Origin of the sequence: Agrobacterium sp. NPDC089420 (assembly GCF_044900305.1) — a bacterium.
In the GTDB taxonomy this organism is placed as follows: Bacteria; Pseudomonadota; Alphaproteobacteria; order Rhizobiales; family Rhizobiaceae; genus Agrobacterium.
In genome coordinates this window covers 1-18129 of record NZ_JBJDMY010000005.1, presented here as the reverse complement: position 1 = coordinate 18129, position 18129 = coordinate 1, and the positions used below count along the sequence as shown (strand labels likewise).

Below are 18129 nucleotides of genomic sequence, written 5' to 3'. Positions count from 1 at the left end.
CCGGGCTGCAAAGCTGTTTCCGGTGCGGCAGGGGCGCGGCGCGGATTGCTCGGTCACGGGGAAAAACAGCATTTCGAATATGCCGAAACGAGGCCGGGCAGCTTGCCCGGCACGCATGAAATCCTGTTTCCCGTTTGCCGCACCGGCGATGTCGCTGCCCGCGATCTGCCTGCCCCTGTTTCCTGGCCGAACCTCAAGGTCGTCATTACCGGCAAACTCACCGCCTGTCTCGCCGAGGAACGCGCATTCGGCCATGATTTCCTGTTTGTTCCTGTCTTCATCGGCTGCGGTGCGATCCTGTGGTTTTCCCTGGATGTCACGCCGTCTTCGTTCGTACTGGCAATCGCACTCCTGCTTGCCGCCGCTTTGGCGCTCTTCATCCGATACGATACCGGCCTGTCGCCGGCCGGCTGCAGCATCGCCGCTTTCCTGCTGCTGGGCATGCTTCTGGCCGATCTTGAAACCAGGCGCGCCGGCACCGTGGTGCTGGATACACCGGTCACCACGACCATCATCGGCACTGTCTTGCGCCGTGAGGTCGACGCGCGCGGCGACTGGCGATACGTGGTCAGGCTGATCGCGACGGAGACGCCGAAACTGTCGCGTCCGCCGGAGAAGGTCGCGCTGCTTGCCCGCGGCGGCGAACCGGTCGCGCTTGGCGCCACCATTCGCGGCAAGGCGCGTCTGTCGCCGCCTTCCGGTCCGGCTCTGCCGGGGCTCAATGACTTCGCCTTCGCCTCCTATTTCAAAGGCATGGGCGCGACGGGATTTTTCTACAGGCCGCCCCAGGTGACGACCGTATCACCGGAGGGGGACATTGCCGCTGGGCGCGGGGTGATGGAGTGGGCCGACATGGGGCTCTATCGCCTTCGCAGCGCCATTGCCGAGCGTATCCGCGGCACGATCGGCGGCGATGCCGGCGCCTTTGCAGCCTCGATCGTCACCGATGAGAGACAGGCCATATCGGTCGAAACGATGGAGGCGCTGAGGCTTTCCGGTCTTGCGCATATCGTTGCCATATCCGGGCTCAACATGGCGCTGGCTGCCGGCATCTTCTTCGTTGGCCTCCGACTGGTCTTCAGCCTGTTTCCCGCCTTTGCGCAACGCTGGCCAGTCAAGAAGATTTCAGCTTTCGCGGCGCTGCTGATGACGCTTGCCTATTATCTGATTTCCGGTTTCGCCGTCTCTGCCGAACGCGCCTGGCTGATGATGTCCGTGATGCTGATCGCCGTCCTTTTCGATCAGCCCTCGCTCAGCCTCAGGAACGTTGCTCTTTCCGCCCTGGTCATTCTTGCCTTTTCGCCCTCGGAGATCATGGGGCCGAGTTTCCAGATGTCCTTTGCAGCGACCATCGCGCTGGTATCGGCCTATGCCTGGTGGAGTCGCAGCCGCGGCAATCACGAGCGGCTGTCCATCGGCCGCAGGCCGGCATGGATGAGGGTAGGGCAGACGGCAGGCGCCATCATCGGCGGCGTCATCGTCACATCGCTGATTGGCGGGCTGTCGACGGCGATCTATTCGGCCGAACATTTCCACCGTGTCACCACCTATGGACTGTTCGCCAATCTGGCCGCCATGCCGCTGATGTCGCTGATCGTCATGCCCTTTGGCCTTGTCGCCATGTTGTTGATGCCCTTCGGGCTCGACGCTCCTTTCCTGAAGATCATGGGATATGGCATGGCGCTCGTCATCGAGGTTGCGCAGGAGGTGGCGTCCTGGGGCGGCAGCGCTGCGACGGGGCGGCCGCATGGCTGGTTCATCGGCCTTGCGTCGGCCGGTTTCCTGCTGCTGACGCTGCTGCGCAGCCGGCTCGCTTTGCTTGGCATTCCGATTCTGCTCTTTGCCTTCGGGCTGTCGGCGACGATGGCCTATCGCGATGTGCCGCACCTGCTCATTCACGAGGATGGCGAACTGGTCGCCCTGCTGGAGGACGGCAAGGCCTATACGACAAGGACGCGGCCGCAGGGTTTCGTTTATGGCCAGTGGCAAAGAGCATTGCTCCTGCCGGAACAGCCCGTGCCGCCGGTGATTGTCGAAACCGGGACGGCGGCAACCCGTGTGGCTTTGACCGCCAGACCGAAACTGACCCCGCAAGAGCTGAGTACCGTCGCCCGGCAGATGACGGCAGCCCTGAAAGATGCGGAACCGGGGGTCTTCACCTGCGCCAAGGACATATGGTGCGTGGCGCGCGCCGGCAGCGGCGAATGGATCGTCGTTCTGGAGGATGGCCGGTTTGCCGGAAAGGCCTGCGACATCGCCGATATCGTCGTCGTTTCGCGCAGAACCTCGTTTTCGCAATGCCGCTCGGGCGCACTGCTGCTCAACCGCGATATTCTGCGGCGCATCGGTTCGGTGGAAATGAGTTTCGCCGGCAGTGAACAGCCCGCCGTGGTCGGACGGCTGCGCGCCGCTATAGCGGGGGTGGACAGGCCTTGGAGCGAACACCGCTATTACGACTGGAAGAGCGGTAGTTTCGAGCACGATGTTCCCGAAAACATCCGGCAGCTGCTGGCGACGTCGCAGTGACGACCGCCAGTGCTGGGTCTCAGGCCTTGAGACGCAGATCCGCGGTCAGTTCGCCAATGCCGCCTATTTCTTCTTCATGGGCGGCATCGCGCCAGATCTCCCGCAATCCGGCCTCATACCATTCGCGCATGGCGGGCAGGGCGAGCAGCCGGTCGCAATAGGCCTTCGCATCCGGTGAAAGATCGGCGCCATAGGTCTGGAAACGGAATGCGACCGGGCAGAAGAAGGCGTCGACCGCGGTGAATTTCTGGCCGGCAAGGTAGGGGCCGCCGAATTGCCTCAGGCCTTCGCTCCACAGCGCGTCGATGCGCCTGATATCGGCGGCAAGTCCGGCATCGCCGGCCTTCGGCTTGACCCGAATACCGACCGACATGGGATAGAGATTGCGCAGCGAGGAAAAGCCGGCATGCATTTCGCTCGCAGCCGACCGCGACCATGCCCGCGCCTGTTTGTCGCTTGCCCAGACGCCCTGATGCCTTTCGGCAAGATATTCGGCGATCGACAGCGATTCCCATATCGTCACGCCCTCATCGACAAGGCATGGCACCTTGCCCGTTGGCGAAAAGCTGGAGAAGGAAACGCCTTCGCCGAACGGAACGAGCTTCTCATCGAAGGCGATACCGAGCGTGCGCATCAAGACCCAGGGCCGCAGCGACCAGGAGGAATAGTTCTTGTTGGCGATATAAAGATCGTACATGGCTTGTCTCCCGGATATCACGCTTATTTCTATACATGTCGAAGCGCTGCGGAATATCGAAAATAATCCATGGCACCCATAAGCGCCTTTGATGAGTGGCGGCGGGTCACGCGATGAGGATGTCGCCGTTCAGTGACGATGTCGCGTTAAGTCCATCCCACGGGCGAAACACCCCGCTACGTTATCGAAACTCCATGCAGATGAGGCACGGGGCGCAACAGGCCGGGCCAAAGCCGCAATATCATATGAAGACCGGAGCCGATGATCAGCGGAACGGAATGCAGCTGCTCCCGGGACGAATGTGTCGGCCCGGAATCGACATAGTCAGCCGAAGTGCAGAATTGCCGCCATCCTCAATGGAGGTCTCCTCACCGGGGCGATGTTCGCGCCGAGACGATGGCGGCCATTAGCGATCAATGGTAACGGCGGATCAGCCCCACCAGCTTGCCCTGGATCTTCACCCGGTCCGGCCCGAAGATGCGGGTCTCATAGGCGGGGTTGGCTGCCTCCAGTGCAATGGAGGCGCCCTTGCGGCGGAAGCGTTTCAGCGTCGCCTCCTCGTCATCCACCAGCGCCACGACGATATCGCCGGGATTGGCAATGTTGCCATTGCGGATAATGACGGTGTCGCCATCGAAAATGCCGGCCTCGATCATCGAATCGCCCTTGACCTCAAGAGCGTAATGTTCGCCGGAACCCAGCATGTCCACAGGCACGGCAACGTCATGCGTATTGTTCTGAATGGCGGAAATCGGCACGCCTGCGGCAATGCGGCCCATGACCGGCACGGTGACCGCCCCGCCGAGATCGTTGGCAGGCGCCTTGGGGGCGGGTGCCGGTTCCGGCGCCTTCGGTTTGCCGAGGCTGCCTTCGATGACGCTCGGCGAAAAACCGCGTTGCGGCCTCGCACCCGGCGCGTAGGCCTCCGGCAGCTTGATGACTTCCAGCGCCCGCGCCCTGTTAGGTAGCCGGCGAATGAAGCCGCGCTCCTCGAGGGCCGTGATCAGCCGGTGGATGCCGGATTTGGAGGCAAGGTCGAGTGCGTCCTTCATTTCATCGAAGGAGGGCGGCACGCCGGACTCTTTCATTCTTTCATGAATGAAGAGAAGCAATTCCTGCTGTTTGCGCGTGAGCATGAGGAAAACACCCTTGAGAATCGTCGTTGAGGTCGCGAAACAAATACAGAACGAACACTATATGTTCCATATGTGTTCCGCAATCCCCTAAAATTTCGTGAAGGTTCCATCTCAGATCGTGATTTCATCGGCGAAGCGGCGGAACGAAGATTTGCCGTATCTTGAAGGATAGATCGTGAACGAAAAACCACCGGCCGGGGCGTTAGCCGATGGTCTCCGGTTCTGCTGCAGGCGAGGTCAGTAGATCGTCAGGGCGGGGATGAAGCTGACGGCGATAAGCAGCAGCATTGCCATGGCAAAGAACGGCCACAACTCCCTGGTCGTCGCGCCGAGCGGCGCTCTGGCGATGGAGGACGAGATGAAGAGCGTGGTGCCGATCGGCGGCGTATAAAGCCCGATGCCGAGATTGATGACCATCATCATGCCGAGCTGCACCCGGTCGAGCCCGATCATGTCCGCCAGCGGCACGAAGATCGGTCCGAGCAGCAGGATCGACGGCGGCAGATCGAGCGGCATGCCGATGATCAGCATCAGGATGTTCATCATGAGAATGATCAGGATCGGGTTCGAGATGTTTTCCGCCACCCAGGTGGCGAAATGCTGGGGCGCCTGATCGAAGGTGAGGACCCAGCCCACCGCGGCGCTGCCCATGATCACCAGCATGACGACGCCGGTTGCCGAACCCGCCTCGACGAAATTGTCGCAGAAACGTTTCCACGTCAGGTCGCGGTAAAAGACGATGCTGAGCACGAGCGAATAAACGACCGAAAGAACGGCCACCTCCGTGGGCGTCGCAAAGCCGAAGCGCAGGCCGAGGATGATGAGTATCGGCAGAAGGATCGCCGGCAGGCTGCGAAATGCCAGAACCGCCAGATCGCGCTTGCGGATGCGTTCATCGCTGACCGCATAACCGCGGCGCACGGCAATCGCCCAGCAGACGATGATGAAGCCGACGGCCATCAGCAGGCCGGGCAAGATTCCGGCAATGAACAGATTGGCGATGCTGACGCCGCTCACCAGCGAATAGAGGATCATCGGGATAGAGGGCGGAATGAGCACGTCGATAACGGCCGAGGTGGCATTGTTCGCCGCGCAGAGAGGCGCGGGATAACCCTGGCGTTTCTGCCATGGAATGAGCACCGAACCCAGTGCGCTGGCATTGGCGACCGCAGAGCCGGAGACGCCGCCAAACACCACCGAAGAGATGACAGTGGTGGAAAGCGGGCCGCCGCGCCAGCGCTGCATGGCTTTGGAGGCGAGTTCCAAAAGCTGGGTTCCGAGTTTGCCGCCCAGCATCAGCGTGCCGGCCAGCATGAAGAACGGCAGCGCCAGCATGGGGAAGGACTGTGTCTGGTCATAGACCTGCTGCGCCACGATGGAAAGCGGCACATAACCGTTCCACAGCACGGCGACGCCTGCCGAAATGATCAGCGCGTAACCGACGGGAACCGCCAGCATCATGAGAATGCAAAATGCAATGATCATCACGATGGTCATAGGGGCATCTCCTCGGTTGCGCCGTGCGGGCGCGCGTGCCAGCCGCCGGACAGAATGCGCAGGCTGGCGGTTGCGGTGGTGATCGAGACCAGTGCCGCGCCGAAGGCGATGGAGTAATAACCGATGCTGTTGGGCAATTGCAGAACCGGGCTTATTTCAGCGCCGGCGATCTCGGCGACGACCAGCGCCTGCTGCGCCAGAACGATGAAACTCGCGACCGTCACGAGATTGGCGAACAGCAGAACGCCGACCTTGCCGCGGTCGTCGAACTTGTCATAGATCCATTCCACCGCCATATGCGCGCCGTTCTGCGCCGCGAGCGTGATGCCGGCGACGATGAACCAGGGAAACAGCATGGTCGGCAGCTCTTCCGCGAAATCCAGACCGCCGGATGTCGAGACGTAACGCACGATGACATTCGTGGTCATGATGGTCGTGAGCAGAATGCCGGACGCCACGATGATGACGCGGCAGAGGATGGCGATGAAACCGTCAACGCGATTGGCGGCGGACAAGGCTCCTTCGAGCATTGGCGCATCTCCTGAAAACTGAAACCGTATGAATGCCGGCGTGAGTGAGGCTCCCGCCGATCCTGTGGTGGGCGCGAGACGACGCCGCCCGGGGCGGAAGCCGGCCGGCGTCGCGATCGTCAGCCCTTGGCAGCTTTTTCCAGCTCCGCGACGAAATCGCCGAAGGGCTTCTGTTTCCATGTCTCCAGCACCTGCGCCGTCGCCTTCGCAAAAGCGGCGTGGTCGATGTCTTCGGCCACCTCGATGGCACTGTTGGCCTTGAAGGCCGCGAGCGATGCGCTGGCCTTTTCAGCGGAAAGTTGGCGCTGCAGCGCGCCGGCTTCCTTGGCAGCCGCCTTCACGGCCTCGAAATCCTTGCCCAGCCGCCCTTCGGCGAATTTGGACATCAGGAACGGGGTCGATTCCCATTTATGGGCGGTGAGGCTGATGTATTGGTTGACCTCGTAAAGCTTGGAGCTTTCGATGTTGACCAGCGGGTTTTCCTGCCCGTCCACGACGCCCTGCTGGAGGGCGATATAAAGTTCGCCAAAGGCGATCTGAACCGTTGCCGCGTCCAGCGCCTTGAAAATATCCATGGTCATCGGATCGGCGGGCGTGCGGATTTTCAGGCCGGCGACGTCCTGCGGTCTGGTGATGGCGCGTTTGGAGTTGGAGACATGGCGGATGCCGTTATCCCACCAGTCGAGCGGCACGATGCCGACCTTCTGGAAGCGCGCATCGAGCGATGCGCCGACGTCGCCGTCCAGCACCTTGATCGCCTGATCGGCATTGCCGAACAGGAAGGGCAGGCCGAGCGCCGCCAGTTCCGGCACGACGCTCGAAACCGGACCCTGGCTGTTGGCGGTGAAATCGAGCGCGCCGGTGCGCAGGCTGGTCAGCATGGCGGCATCGCTGCCGAGCGTTTCCGAACCGGCGACATTGATCGCCACGCGGCCTTCGGTTTTCTGGGCGACCAGTTCGGCGAATTTCGCCGCGGCCAAAGTCCGCGGATTGCCGGGCGCCGCGCCGTGGCCGAGCGTCAGCGTCGTGGCGGCGCGGGCGTTGCGCGGTGTTGTCAGGACGGCGGGTGCCGCCAATACAAAGCCGGCGCCGGTTAGAAACATGCGCCTGTTGATGGAAATAGTCATTTTGTCCTCCCTTGATTTAAACATCCTCGGCTTTACCCGAACAGGCGGATAACGCGCTGCACTCCCAGGAAACGGCCGGCTCCCCCCGGCTGATTCTGCGCGATGTCCAAGCCTCAGCCTTTAGACCGAACCGCGCGGTACTTCAAAACTTTCATTCTCCAGCCAGCCTCTGACGCGCCCGACGATCATCGCCGTCGAGATGCCGTAACGGTCATGCAGGGTCGGCAGCGCGCCCGCGTCCAGAAAGGCGTCGGGCAAGGCGATCTGTCTGAGGCGCGGCGTCCTGCCGCCTTTCATCAGCGCCATCGCCACCGCTTCCCCGAGACCGCCGATCTCGCTGTGGTTTTCCGCCACGATCACCAGGCGATCCGCCCTGTCGACCTCCGCGAAGATCGAAGCGGTGTCGAGCGGCTTGATGGTGGGGGAATGCAGGACGGCGCAGCCGACCCCCTCCTTCTCAAGCAGGGCAGCCGCCTCCAGAACTCGCATCGTCAAGATGCCGGAGGAAATGAACAGGACCTGCGCGCCGTCACGGATAAGCTGGGCTTTTCCAAGTTCGAAGCGATAGCCGTATTCTTCGAGCACCACCGGCACCTGGCCGCGCAGCAGCCGCATATAGACCGGGCCGTGATAATCGGTGATCGCCGGCACCGCGCCTTCTATGTCGGTCGCATCGCAGGGATCGATGATCGTCATATTGGGCAGCGCGCGAAAAATCGCCAGATCGTCGGTCGCCTGATGGCTGGGGCCGTAACCCGTCGTCAGGCCGGGCAGGGCGCAGACGATCTTGACCGGCAGGTTTTCCTCGGCAATCGCCATGGCGATGAAATCATAGGCGCGGCGGGCGGCGAAAACCGCATAGGTGGTCGCGAAGGGCACGAAGCCCTCACGCGCCAGACCGGCCGCAGTGCTCATTAACAGCTGTTCGGCCATGCCCATTTGATAAAAGCGCTCGGGAAAGGCTTTGGCGAAAACATGCAGGTCGGTATATTTGCCGAGATCCGCCGTCAGGCCGACAATGTCCTTACGCTCCTTCGCCAATTGCACCAGAGCGTGGCCAAAGGGCGCGGGGCGCGTCGGCTGACCTTCGGCGGCAATGGATGCGATCATCGCCGATGTGGTGAGACGCTTCTGCGGCGCTGCGCTCATTGCGGCCGTCCTTCTTCAAGGGCGTCGAGCGCCAGTTTCCATTCATGCGGCTCCACGCGGATGAAATGGGTGATTTCCCGGTTTTCAAGGAAGGGAACGCCACGGCCCATTCTGGTATCGAAGACGATCGCACGCGGCCTGTCATCGCCAAGTGACATGGCGATATCGAAGGCATCGCGAATCCTGTCGATATCGTTGCCGTCGACGCGCTGCACGTGCCAGCCGAAGGCGGCGAATTTGGCATCCACGGGTTCCGACGACAGCATCTCGCGGGACGGGCCGTCAGCCTGCTGATTGTTGAAATCCACGAGATTGATGAGATTGCCGAGCCTGTGATGGCACGCGCCCATGGCCGCTTCCCAGGTCGAGCCTTCGCCCAGTTCGCCATCCGACATCAGATTGATGATGAACCGGTCGGAATTCTTGCGCTTGAGGCCGAGCGCCATGCCGACGGCGATGCCAAGCCCGTGGCCGAGCGACCCGCCGGTAATTTCCATGCCCGGCGTATAGGAGGCCATGCCGGACATCGGCAGGCGCGAGCCATCGCAGCCGTAGGTTTCCAGCTCGTCCTCGGGAATAACGTCCGCCTCGATCAGGGCGGCGTAAAGCGCGATGGCATAATGGCCGATGGAGAGCAGAAACCGGTCGCGGCCTTGCCATTGCGGATCGTCCGCCCGGTAACGCATGGCGTGAAACCACGCCACCGCCAGAACATCGGCAATGCCGAGCGCCTGCCCGACATAACCCTGTCCCTGCACCTCACCCATCAAAAGGGCGTTGCGCCGGATACGCCAGGCGCGATGCGCAAGCGATACGTTGGGCAAGGCCGCTTCCGTTACGGTATCTGCATTATACGCCTTGGCCATTTTTCCTCCTCCCGGTCAGAAAAATCGAAGCCGGTTTGCCGGCCTCGAAAAGGTCTTTCTCAGTGAATGAGCATGCCGCCATTCACATCGACGACCGCGCCGGTGACGTAGGAGGAAAGGTCCGAGGCAAGGAAAAGATAGATATTGGCAACATCGACGGCATCGCCGAGACGGTTGAGCGGTATTCCCTTGAGAATGTCGCGGCGCATGTCGTCGGTCAGCTTGCCGCCGGTTATGTCGGTCTGGATCAGGCCGGGGGTGACGGAGTTGACGCGAATGCCGTCCGGGCCGAATTCGCGCGCCATCGCCTTTGCCAGACCGAGAACACCGGCCTTGGCCGCCGAATAATGCGGCCCGCCGAAAATGCCGCCGCCGCGCTGGGCTGAGACCGACGACATGCAGGCAATCGAGCCGCCGCCATTGGCGCGCATATTGGGAATGAAGGCCTGGCTGAAATTCAAGACACCCGTCATGTTCACATCGACGATGCGCTGCCAGTCCGTGGCCGTAATATCGAGCGTCTTCACCGGCTGGGTAATGCCGGCATTGTTGATGAGGATATCGATCTTGCCGAAGGCGGTGATGATTCTTTCCGCAGCCGCCTCGCAGGAGGCGCGATCCGCCACATTTCCCGCGACGCCGAGATGCTCGCCGCCATCGACTTTTTCGAGCGACGCCGCAGCTTCGATGCTTCCGGCCTCGTCCAGATCCACGATCGCGATGCGCGCACCGTGGCGGGCGAAGAGTTCCGCCGTGGCGCGGCCGATGCCGCGTTTGCTGGCGGCGCCTGAAATAACCGCGGTCTTTCCATTCAACAACATAAGCAATCCTCCCAAGCCGGGCGGGCCGGCTTCATACGCCTGACGGCGGCGCTCCCGACCTGCCGTCACATCCCGTCCTTCGACGAATGCAGGCCAGATATTGCAGACGTGCAGGGAGGGCTTCAAACGCGAAGTTTACATCATCTCATGAATCTGCTTCAGTAATCGCATGTTGAACGGGATTTCTCTTACCTCCATCCGCGCCTTCGAATCCGCTGCCCGGCTCGGCTCTTTCCGCGCTGCGGCGGATGAGCTCAACCTGTCGGCCAGTGCCGTCAGCCACGCCATCGTCAAGCTCGAAAGGGTACTTGGCACACCGCTTTTCGAACGCACGACGCGCACCGTGCGTCTGACTGCGGCAGGCCAGACGCTGCTGTCGCATGCATCCAATGCATTCGAGGAGTTGCGGCAGGGCATTGAGGTTGTGTCCTCCAACCGCTCCCATCTCCTGCGCCTGCATTGCGCGCCAAGTTATGCGGCGCAGGTACTGTCTCCACGCCTGCCGCAATTTTTGAACGCCAATCCGGGAATTGAGGTTCGGCTTGCGGCGAGCACCGCCTATGTCCGTTTCGTGGATGGTGAATTTGACGCCGATATCATCTATGGCGAACCGCAGGGAGACGACCTCGTCATCATTCCGCTCGGCAGCGAAAGGGTCACTCCGCTGTGCTCGCCGGAGCTGGCGGCTGACATCAGGACGCCCCGGGATCTGAGCCGGCAATTGCTTATTCGCAGCGACAACAAGCGCCTGCGCTGGCCGGACTGGTTCGAGGCCAACGGGCTCGGCAAGCCGCCCATTCAGGCCATGAGTTTCGACCGCAGTTTTCTGGCGATCGATGCGGCCGCAAACGGCGTCGGCGTGGCGCTCGAATCGACACGGCTTGCCCATCGCGAAATAAGATCCGGGCGGCTGGTCGCCCCCTTGAGCGGCGTGACGCAGGATCTTCATTATGTCGGCCACTATCTTGCTTTTCCCAAGTCCGGCAGTCAGCGCAGGCTCGCCCGGCGCTTTGCCGACTGGCTGATCGAAGACCTGCAAGAGGCTGAGTCCGCATAGGAATTCCGCCATTACATGAATTGAATTCACCAACGGGTTAATTTTTTCCGCTTGCTCACGAGCTGGCGTCTCCGTCATTTTCCAGCCCGAATAATGAGGTTGCGGCTCCATCGGCATCGTCCCGGCAGCCGTGGCTCAAGGGAGGATTGCATGACGGATCGTATCATATCGGCGTCCGGCGCGCCGTATGACGGTTATGGGCGCGAGCAGATGCTGGAGAGCATCGCCAGGATCGGTTTCAGCCATGTGGAACCTGCCTTTATCGTCGGCTATACCGAGCCGTTCGATGAAAGCGCCTTCCTCCCGGCTGAAATCGTCTCATGGCGCCGGGCCTTGAGCGATGCCGGTCTTGGCTGCCAGGCAATGTCGTCCCACATCGATCTCGGCCTCAGCGATTCCGTAGAAGTCTTCACGGGTAGAATGGCTTTCGCGGCGGGCATCGGCGCGCGGATCATCGCCACCAATGCCTCGGCGCGGCAGCGCGAAGACCGCTTTCTGCGCAATGTCGATGTGCTTCTGCGCCGCGCCGAGGCCTTCGGTGTCATGATCGCGCTCGAAAATCCCGGCGACGGTAGCGATAATCTTTTCAACACCGCCGAAGAGGGAATTGCCCTGACGCAGCGTTTCGGTTCCCCCTGGCTCGGCTTGAATTATGACGCGGCCAATACCGCCTCCCATCGCCCGCAATTCGGGGATTTCGCCGATGACGCGGCGGCGGCGCTGCCCGCTTGCATCCATGCGCATATCAAGGACGTGAAGCGCACGCCCGAAGGCTGGTTTTTCGTGCCGGTGGGCGAGGGCGACATCGACTGCCGCAAGCTGCTTGGCGAGATCGCGAGGAAGCCGGAGATGCCGGTCAGCATCGAGTTTCCGGCGCGCCTGCACCGCCGCGCGGATGCCCAGCCCGTCAGGCGCATCAGTCCCGCATCGCTTCGAGAGATCGAAGGCGCGTTGGCGGCGTCGCTTGCCGTGGTCAGGAGAGGATTGATCGCAGGCTAGTTTCTTGAAGCCTTTGCCGTTTCCGGCGGAGCACGGGCGAAACGGTCTGGAAGTGCGGGTGAATGAGGGAGGAGAATGCATGCAAAGATTTGTCAATAATCCGGACGAGGTTGTGGAAGATACGGTGAGAGGTTTCGTCAAGGCCCATCGCGATATCGTGCGCCTTGCGGAAAACCCGCGTGTCGTCGTTGCCAGGGATGCGCCGGTCGCCGGCAAGGTCGGCGTGGTCACGGGCGGCGGTTCCGGGCACGAACCGGCCTTTATCGGCTATACCGGACGCAACATGCTGGACGCCGTCGCCGTCGGCGAATTGTTTTCATCGCCCACGGCCAAAAGTTTCCACGACGCGATCCGCGCGGCCGATGGCGGCCGGGGCGTGATCGTCCTTTACGGCAATTATGCCGGCGACAACATGAATGTGAAGATGGCGGCAAAACTCGCCGCCAAAGACGGTATCGAAATTGCCACGGTGGTCGCCAATGACGACGTGTGTTCCGCCGCACCCGAAGAGCGCGAAAAACGCCGCGGGGTTGCCGGCGAAATCTTCATGTGGAAGGTCGGCGCGGCCAAGGCTGCCAGCGGCGCTTCGCTGGAGGAGGTCAGGGCAACCGCCCAGAAGGCCATCGACAGTTGCCGCTCGATCGGCGTCGGTCTAGGCCCCTGCACCCTGCCTGCGGTCGGCCACCCGAATTTCGAGATCGCGCCCGGCACCATGGAAGTGGGCATCGGCCATCACGGCGAGCCGGGCGTTCGTGTCGAGACGCTGAAAGCCGCCAAGGATGTGGCGAAGGACATGTGCAAGATCGTGCTCGACGACCACGACCTGCCGGCCGGCGCCGAGGTTGCGGTGCTGGTCTCCGGGCTCGGCGCAACGCCGGTCAACGAGCTCTACATCCTCAATGACACGATCGAGGCGGAAATTTCCGCGCGCGGCCTGAAGATCCACAAGACCTATGTCGGCAACTATTTCACATCGCTCGAGATGGTCGGCGCGACGTTGACGGTCATGGCGCTCGACGACGAGTTGAAGCCGTTGCTCGATGCCGATGCAGTTTGCACCGTTACGCTGTGAGGGGGAGTTTCATGCAGTCTTTTCAGAACGCGAAGGCCGGTGACATTGTTCTGTCCATGGCCGAGAGGATCATCGAGAACCGCGCCTATCTCAGCGAGATCGACGGCAAGATCGGCGACGGCGACCACGGCGTGAACATGGCTAAGGGCTTCGGCATGGCGGCGGACCGGCTGCGGGGGCAGGACGCCTCGCTGGCTGCAGCGCTCGATACGCTCGGCACGGTCCTGATGACGGAGATCGGCGGCTCCATGGGGCCACTTTATGGCGTCATGTTTACGGAATTCGCCGAGACAATCGAAAATGCAGAGGCAATCGATGCGCCGTCTTTCAGCAAGATGCTGCATGCCGGTCTTGACGGCGTCACATCCATCGGTTCCGCGAAAGTGGGCGACAAGACGCTGCTGGATACGCTGGTGCCGGCCGTTGCGGCATTCGACGCCGCCATCGCATCGGGGGCCTCTTTCCACGATGCCGCCGCTGCCCTTGTGGCCGCCGCGGAGACAGGCAGGGATTCGACCGTCAATCTCGTCGCGAAAATCGGCCGCGCCAGTCGCCTCGGTGATCGCTCGCTCGGTGTTCTCGATGCGGGCGCCACATCCTGCGCGCTTATCCTGCGCAGCCTCGCCGAAGGCGCGCAGGCCCGGCTGCAATCGTGACAACAGGACATAGTGGCTGCGGCCGGTCGGGCTCGCGGGTGAATGAGGGAAGGTTTGGAAATGAGAATTATCGCGGGCGCAGACAGCGCCGGAAAACCCCTGTTGGATGCGGTGCTGGCCCATCTGTCCGGCAGGGCGGGATTGACGGTTGTGGATCGAAGCCAGGACGGTTTTTATGCCGATCTCGCCCAGGCGGTGGCTGGCAGCATCATCGCCGGCGAGTTCGATCGCGGCCTTTTGTTTTGCGGAACGGGCATCGGCGTCTGCATCTCGGCCAACAAGGTGCCGGGCATTCGCGCCGCCCTGACGCATGATACCTATTCCGCCGAGCGTGCGGCGAAATCCAACAATGCGCAGATCATCACCATGGGCGCCCGTGTGATCGGGCCGGAGCTGGCGAAAACCATCGTTGATGCCTGGCTGGCATCGGATTTCGATCCGAAAGGATCGTCGGCGAAAAATGTGGAGGCGATCAACCGTCTCGACACGTGCCGGTGAGTGGTTGACGCTGCCTGACGCGCAGCCCGTTCCGCGCCAGGCGGCGGGAGGCTTTCTTCCGGACGGCCATCACCGGTGCAAGGCCGCCAGCCGCGTTCAAGCGCATCGTTTGCCCTGTTGCCGTTATTTGTGCTTTTGTCTGGCGCAAAAGGGCCTGGCTCAATGGCCGGGCGCGCAGCACAGGACAGGGGCCTCGATAATGGCGAACCGATATAACGTCGATCATCTCGTTTTGCCGGTACAATCGCTCGGCGTGGCGAGAAGTCGGCTTGAGGCTCTCGGATTTACCGTCGCGCCGGAGGCCATGCATCCTTTCGGCACGTGGAACGCCTGCGTTTTTTTCACCGACGGCAGCTATCTGGAGCCGCTCGCAGTTGCTGATCCGGCTAAATATAACGCGTCGGTGCAAAGGGGCGACGTGTTTACCGGAAGAGATCAGGCGTTTCGTCAGCGCGGGGGCGAGGGTTTTTCGGCCCTTGTCGCGAGAAGCGAAGACGCCATTGCTGACCACGGCAGGTTTGCCGCCTTTGGCCTTTCGGCGGGCGACATGTTCGAGTTTTCACGACCGGTCCGGATGCCGGACGGCTCGCAGAGCGAAGCGGCCTTCCGGCTAGCTTTTGCGGCAAGCGGGGCGGCGGACTTCTTTCTGTTCAGCTGCCAGCGATTGCAGGCTCTGCCGAGCGACCGCGCGGTGCTGGAGCGCCATTCCAATGGCGTCTGCGGCCTTTGCGAAATTATCCTGTTTTCCGGCGGTGACCCCGATGCAGCACGCCTGATCGAAACGGTATTCGGCGGTGAAGCTGAAATATCTCCTGGTGGGGACATGATCTTCACAACCGGCAATGCCCGCATCAGATTGACCGAAAACGCAGCTTTCGCCGCACATGCCGAAAATAATGCGCGGCGGCACGGCGGCGGACTGTGCGGTGCGGGCATTGTCTTTTGCGTCGACGATCTTGCCGTGACAGCGGCGGCGCTTGCTGCTAATGGCGTGTCCTGCATGGAAGCGGGCGGCCGTCTGGTGGTGCCCGCAGCACCCGGTCAGGGCGTTACCTTCGCCTTCGAGGAAAAATGATGAGCGTTACGAACAATCTCAAAGTCATTGCCGGCGAAGGTGCCAGCAAGGTCTCCTTCTCCAACACCGAGCGTTTCGCGCTGATTGCCGGCCCCTGCCAGATGGAAAGCCGCGAGCATGCCTTCATGATCGCCGGCGTTCTGAAGGAACTGTGTGACAGCCTGGGCATCGGCCTCGTTTACAAATCGTCCTTCGACAAGGCGAACCGCACCTCGTTGTCCGGCAAGCGCGGCATCGGCCTTGACAACGCAATGACGATTTTTGCCGATCTCAAAAAGGAATTCGGCTTTCCGGTGTTGACCGATATTCACACCGAAGAACAATGCGCCATCGTTTCCGACGTGGTGGATGTGCTGCAGATCCCGGCCTTTCTCAGCCGCCAGACCGATCTTCTCGTCGCGGCCGCGAAAACCGGCCGTGTCATCAATGTCAAGAAGGGCCAGTTCCTGGCGCCCTGGGACATGAAGAACGTGCTTGCCAAGCTGAACGACAGCGGCAATCCGAATGTGCTTCTGTGCGAGCGCGGCGCGTCCTTCGGTTACAATACGCTGGTCTCCGACATGCGCTCGCTGCCGATCATGGCTTCGCTTGGCGCGCCCGTTGTCTTCGACGCCACCCATTCGGTGCAGCAGCCGGGCGGGCAGGGCGGTTCCACCGGCGGCCAGCGCGAATTCGTCGAGACTTTGGCGCGGGCGGCGGTTGCTGTGGGTGTGGCCGGTCTCTTTGTCGAGACCCACGAGGACCCGGACAATGCACCTTCCGACGGCCCCAACATGGTGCATCTGAAGGACATGCCGAAGCTGCTCGAAAAGCTGCTGGCCTTCGACGCCATTACCAAAGCCTGAAGAACCGGCGCGGTTCGTTCCAATCGATTTTAAATGGCGGGCGCTCCGTTTCTGCCGCCCGCCGTCATTGTAATTTCTTCGCCATCGTCTAAGACAGGCGACGGAAAATATCTGTTCCATTCCCAAGGGAGAGACCATGACTGCCATTACCGATATCATCGCGCGCGAAATCCTCGACAGCCGCGGCAACCCGACCGTTGAAGTCGATGTCTATCTCGAAGACGGCTCCATGGGCCGTGCGGCCGTTCCGTCCGGCGCCTCCACCGGCGCGCATGAGGCGGTTGAGCTGCGCGATGGCGGCAAGCGTTATCTCGGCAAGGGCGTGGAAAAGGCGGTCGAAGCCGTCAATACCGAAATCTTCGACGCCATCGGCGGTTTCGATGCCGAAAACCAGATCCAGATCGACCAGACGATGATCGCGCTTGACGGCACGCCGAACAAGTCGCGCATTGGCGCCAACGCCATTCTCGGCGTCTCGCTTGCCGTTGCCAAGGCTGCGGCCGAAGCTTCCGGCCTGCCGCTTTACCGTTATGTCGGCGGTCCGAATGCGCATCTGCTGCCGGTTCCGATGATGAACATCATCAATGGCGGCGCCCATGCCGACAACCCCATCGACTTCCAGGAATTCATGATCCTGCCCGTCGGCGCGGAAAACATCCGCGAAGCCGTGCGCATGGGGTCTGAAGTGTTCCACACGCTGAAGAAAGAACTGTCCGCTCAAGGCCACAACACCAATGTCGGTGACGAGGGCGGTTTTGCGCCCGGTCTCGAAAGCGCACCGGCAGCGCTCGATTTCATCATGAAGTCGATCGAAAAGGCTGGTTATCGTCCGGGCGAAGACATGTATGTCGGCCTCGACTGTGCATCGACAGAATTCTTCAAGAACGGCAAATATGTTCTGGAAGGTGAAGGCCGCACGCTGGAATCCGGCGCGATGGCTGAATATCTGGCCGAACTCGTCGCCAAGTACCCGATCATCTCCATCGAAGACGGCATGGCGGAAGACGATTGGGAGGGCTGGAAGGCGCTGACCGATCTCATCGGCAACAAGTGCCAGCTGGTTGGCGACGATCTCTTCGTCACCAATTCCGCCCGCCTGCGCGATGGCATCAAGATGGGTGTCGCCAACTCCATTCTCGTCAAGGTCAACCAGATCGGTTCGCTGTCCGAGACGCTGGATGCGGTCGAAACCGCGCACAAGGCCGGTTACACCGCCGTCATGTCGCACCGTTCGGGCGAAACGGAAGATTCGACCATTGCCGATCTCGCCGTTGCCACGAATTGCGGTCAGATCAAGACCGGTTCGCTTGCCCGTTCCGACCGGCTCGCAAAGTATAACCAGCTGATCCGCATCGAAGAAATGCTGGGTCCGCAGGCTGCCTACGCCGGCCGTTCGATCCTGCGCGGCTAATCCGCGTCTGGTTTTACGATGCAGCCCGCCGCTTTGGCGGGCTCATTTCAGGGGTGAGTGGTATCATCCGCATTCCGTCACCCCGGACTAGATCCGGGGTCCTGTGTATTGCGCTTGTGTTATAAGGGTTGCGGGCGGAAGGCCGTCGGGGTCCTGGTCGATTGAGA

17 protein-coding genes are annotated in these 18129 nt (G+C 61.6%); 9 read left to right on the top strand and 8 right to left on the bottom strand.

Going from position 1 to position 18129, the window contains the following annotated elements:
* The first annotated feature begins 45 nt into the window (after positions 1-45).
* Complete coding sequence (locus ACI2KA_RS09010) at positions 46-2526, top strand: ComEC/Rec2 family competence protein (RefSeq protein WP_404501888.1); 2481 nt, start codon at positions 46-48, stop codon at positions 2524-2526.
* A gap of 19 nt (positions 2527-2545) precedes the next feature.
* On the opposite strand, the gene ACI2KA_RS09005 is transcribed toward ACI2KA_RS09010, so the two are convergent.
* From ACI2KA_RS09005 to ACI2KA_RS08970, 8 genes are all read right to left on the bottom strand, one after another.
* Positions 2546-3223 (bottom strand): glutathione S-transferase family protein, encoded by a 678-nt coding sequence (locus tag ACI2KA_RS09005; protein ID WP_404501256.1) that lies wholly within the window; start codon positions 3221-3223, stop codon positions 2546-2548.
* 413 nt (positions 3224-3636) lie between these two features.
* Complete coding sequence (gene lexA / locus ACI2KA_RS09000; RefSeq protein ID WP_404501254.1) at positions 3637-4359, bottom strand: transcriptional repressor LexA; 723 nt, start codon at positions 4357-4359, stop codon at positions 3637-3639.
* Between the two features lie 237 nt (positions 4360-4596).
* A complete protein-coding gene (locus tag ACI2KA_RS08995) occupies positions 4597-5856 on the bottom strand; it encodes a TRAP transporter large permease subunit (protein WP_404501252.1) in 1260 nt (419 codons plus the stop codon).
* Complete coding sequence (locus ACI2KA_RS08990; protein WP_404501250.1) at positions 5853-6386, bottom strand: TRAP transporter small permease; 534 nt, start codon at positions 6384-6386, stop codon at positions 5853-5855. Before ACI2KA_RS08990 ends, ACI2KA_RS08995 begins: the two co-directional genes overlap by 4 nt.
* Before the next feature lie 119 nt (positions 6387-6505).
* A complete protein-coding gene (locus ACI2KA_RS08985) occupies positions 6506-7513 on the bottom strand; it encodes a TRAP transporter substrate-binding protein (RefSeq protein WP_404501248.1) in 1008 nt (335 codons plus the stop codon).
* A 120-nt stretch (positions 7514-7633) separates the two neighbouring features.
* On the bottom strand, positions 7634-8662 hold the full coding sequence (locus ACI2KA_RS08980; RefSeq protein ID WP_404501247.1) for a transketolase family protein: 1029 nt from the start codon (positions 8660-8662) through the stop codon (positions 7634-7636).
* Entirely contained in the window at positions 8659-9528 is an 870-nt protein-coding gene (locus ACI2KA_RS08975) for a transketolase (protein WP_404501245.1), read from the bottom strand. The genes ACI2KA_RS08980 and ACI2KA_RS08975 overlap by 4 nt, the downstream gene beginning before the upstream one ends.
* Before the next feature lie 59 nt (positions 9529-9587).
* Positions 9588-10349 (bottom strand): SDR family NAD(P)-dependent oxidoreductase, encoded by a 762-nt coding sequence (locus ACI2KA_RS08970; RefSeq protein ID WP_404501243.1) that lies wholly within the window; start codon positions 10347-10349, stop codon positions 9588-9590.
* Positions 10350-10518: 169 nt separating this feature from the next.
* Between ACI2KA_RS08970 and ACI2KA_RS08965 the strand changes: the two genes are divergently transcribed.
* From ACI2KA_RS08965 to eno, 8 genes are all read left to right on the top strand, one after another.
* On the top strand, positions 10519-11406 hold the full coding sequence (locus ACI2KA_RS08965; RefSeq protein ID WP_404501241.1) for a LysR substrate-binding domain-containing protein: 888 nt from the start codon (positions 10519-10521) through the stop codon (positions 11404-11406).
* Between the two features lie 150 nt (positions 11407-11556).
* Entirely contained in the window at positions 11557-12405 is an 849-nt protein-coding gene (locus tag ACI2KA_RS08960) for a sugar phosphate isomerase/epimerase family protein (RefSeq protein ID WP_404501240.1), read from the top strand.
* A 79-nt stretch (positions 12406-12484) separates the two neighbouring features.
* On the top strand, positions 12485-13477 hold the full coding sequence (locus tag ACI2KA_RS08955) for a dihydroxyacetone kinase subunit DhaK (protein ID WP_404501238.1): 993 nt from the start codon (positions 12485-12487) through the stop codon (positions 13475-13477).
* An 11-nt stretch (positions 13478-13488) separates the two neighbouring features.
* Positions 13489-14133, top strand: coding sequence for a dihydroxyacetone kinase subunit DhaL (dhaL, locus tag ACI2KA_RS08950; protein ID WP_404501236.1), 645 nt, complete (start codon positions 13489-13491; stop codon positions 14131-14133).
* A gap of 60 nt (positions 14134-14193) precedes the next feature.
* Positions 14194-14631, top strand: a complete 438-nt coding sequence (locus tag ACI2KA_RS08945; RefSeq protein WP_404501234.1) for an RpiB/LacA/LacB family sugar-phosphate isomerase — start codon at positions 14194-14196, stop codon at positions 14629-14631.
* A gap of 199 nt (positions 14632-14830) precedes the next feature.
* Positions 14831-15706: a VOC family protein gene (locus tag ACI2KA_RS08940; protein WP_404501232.1), complete on the top strand. Its 876-nt coding sequence runs from the start codon at positions 14831-14833 to the stop codon at positions 15704-15706.
* Entirely contained in the window at positions 15706-16551 is an 846-nt protein-coding gene (kdsA, locus tag ACI2KA_RS08935; protein WP_404501230.1) for a 3-deoxy-8-phosphooctulonate synthase, read from the top strand. The genes ACI2KA_RS08940 and kdsA overlap by 1 nt, the downstream gene beginning before the upstream one ends.
* A 136-nt stretch (positions 16552-16687) precedes the next feature.
* Positions 16688-17962 carry a phosphopyruvate hydratase gene (gene eno / locus ACI2KA_RS08930; RefSeq protein ID WP_404501228.1) on the top strand — a complete coding sequence of 425 codons (1275 nt, stop codon included), beginning with the start codon at positions 16688-16690 and terminating at the stop codon, positions 17960-17962.
* Positions 17963-18129 lie beyond the last annotated feature (167 nt).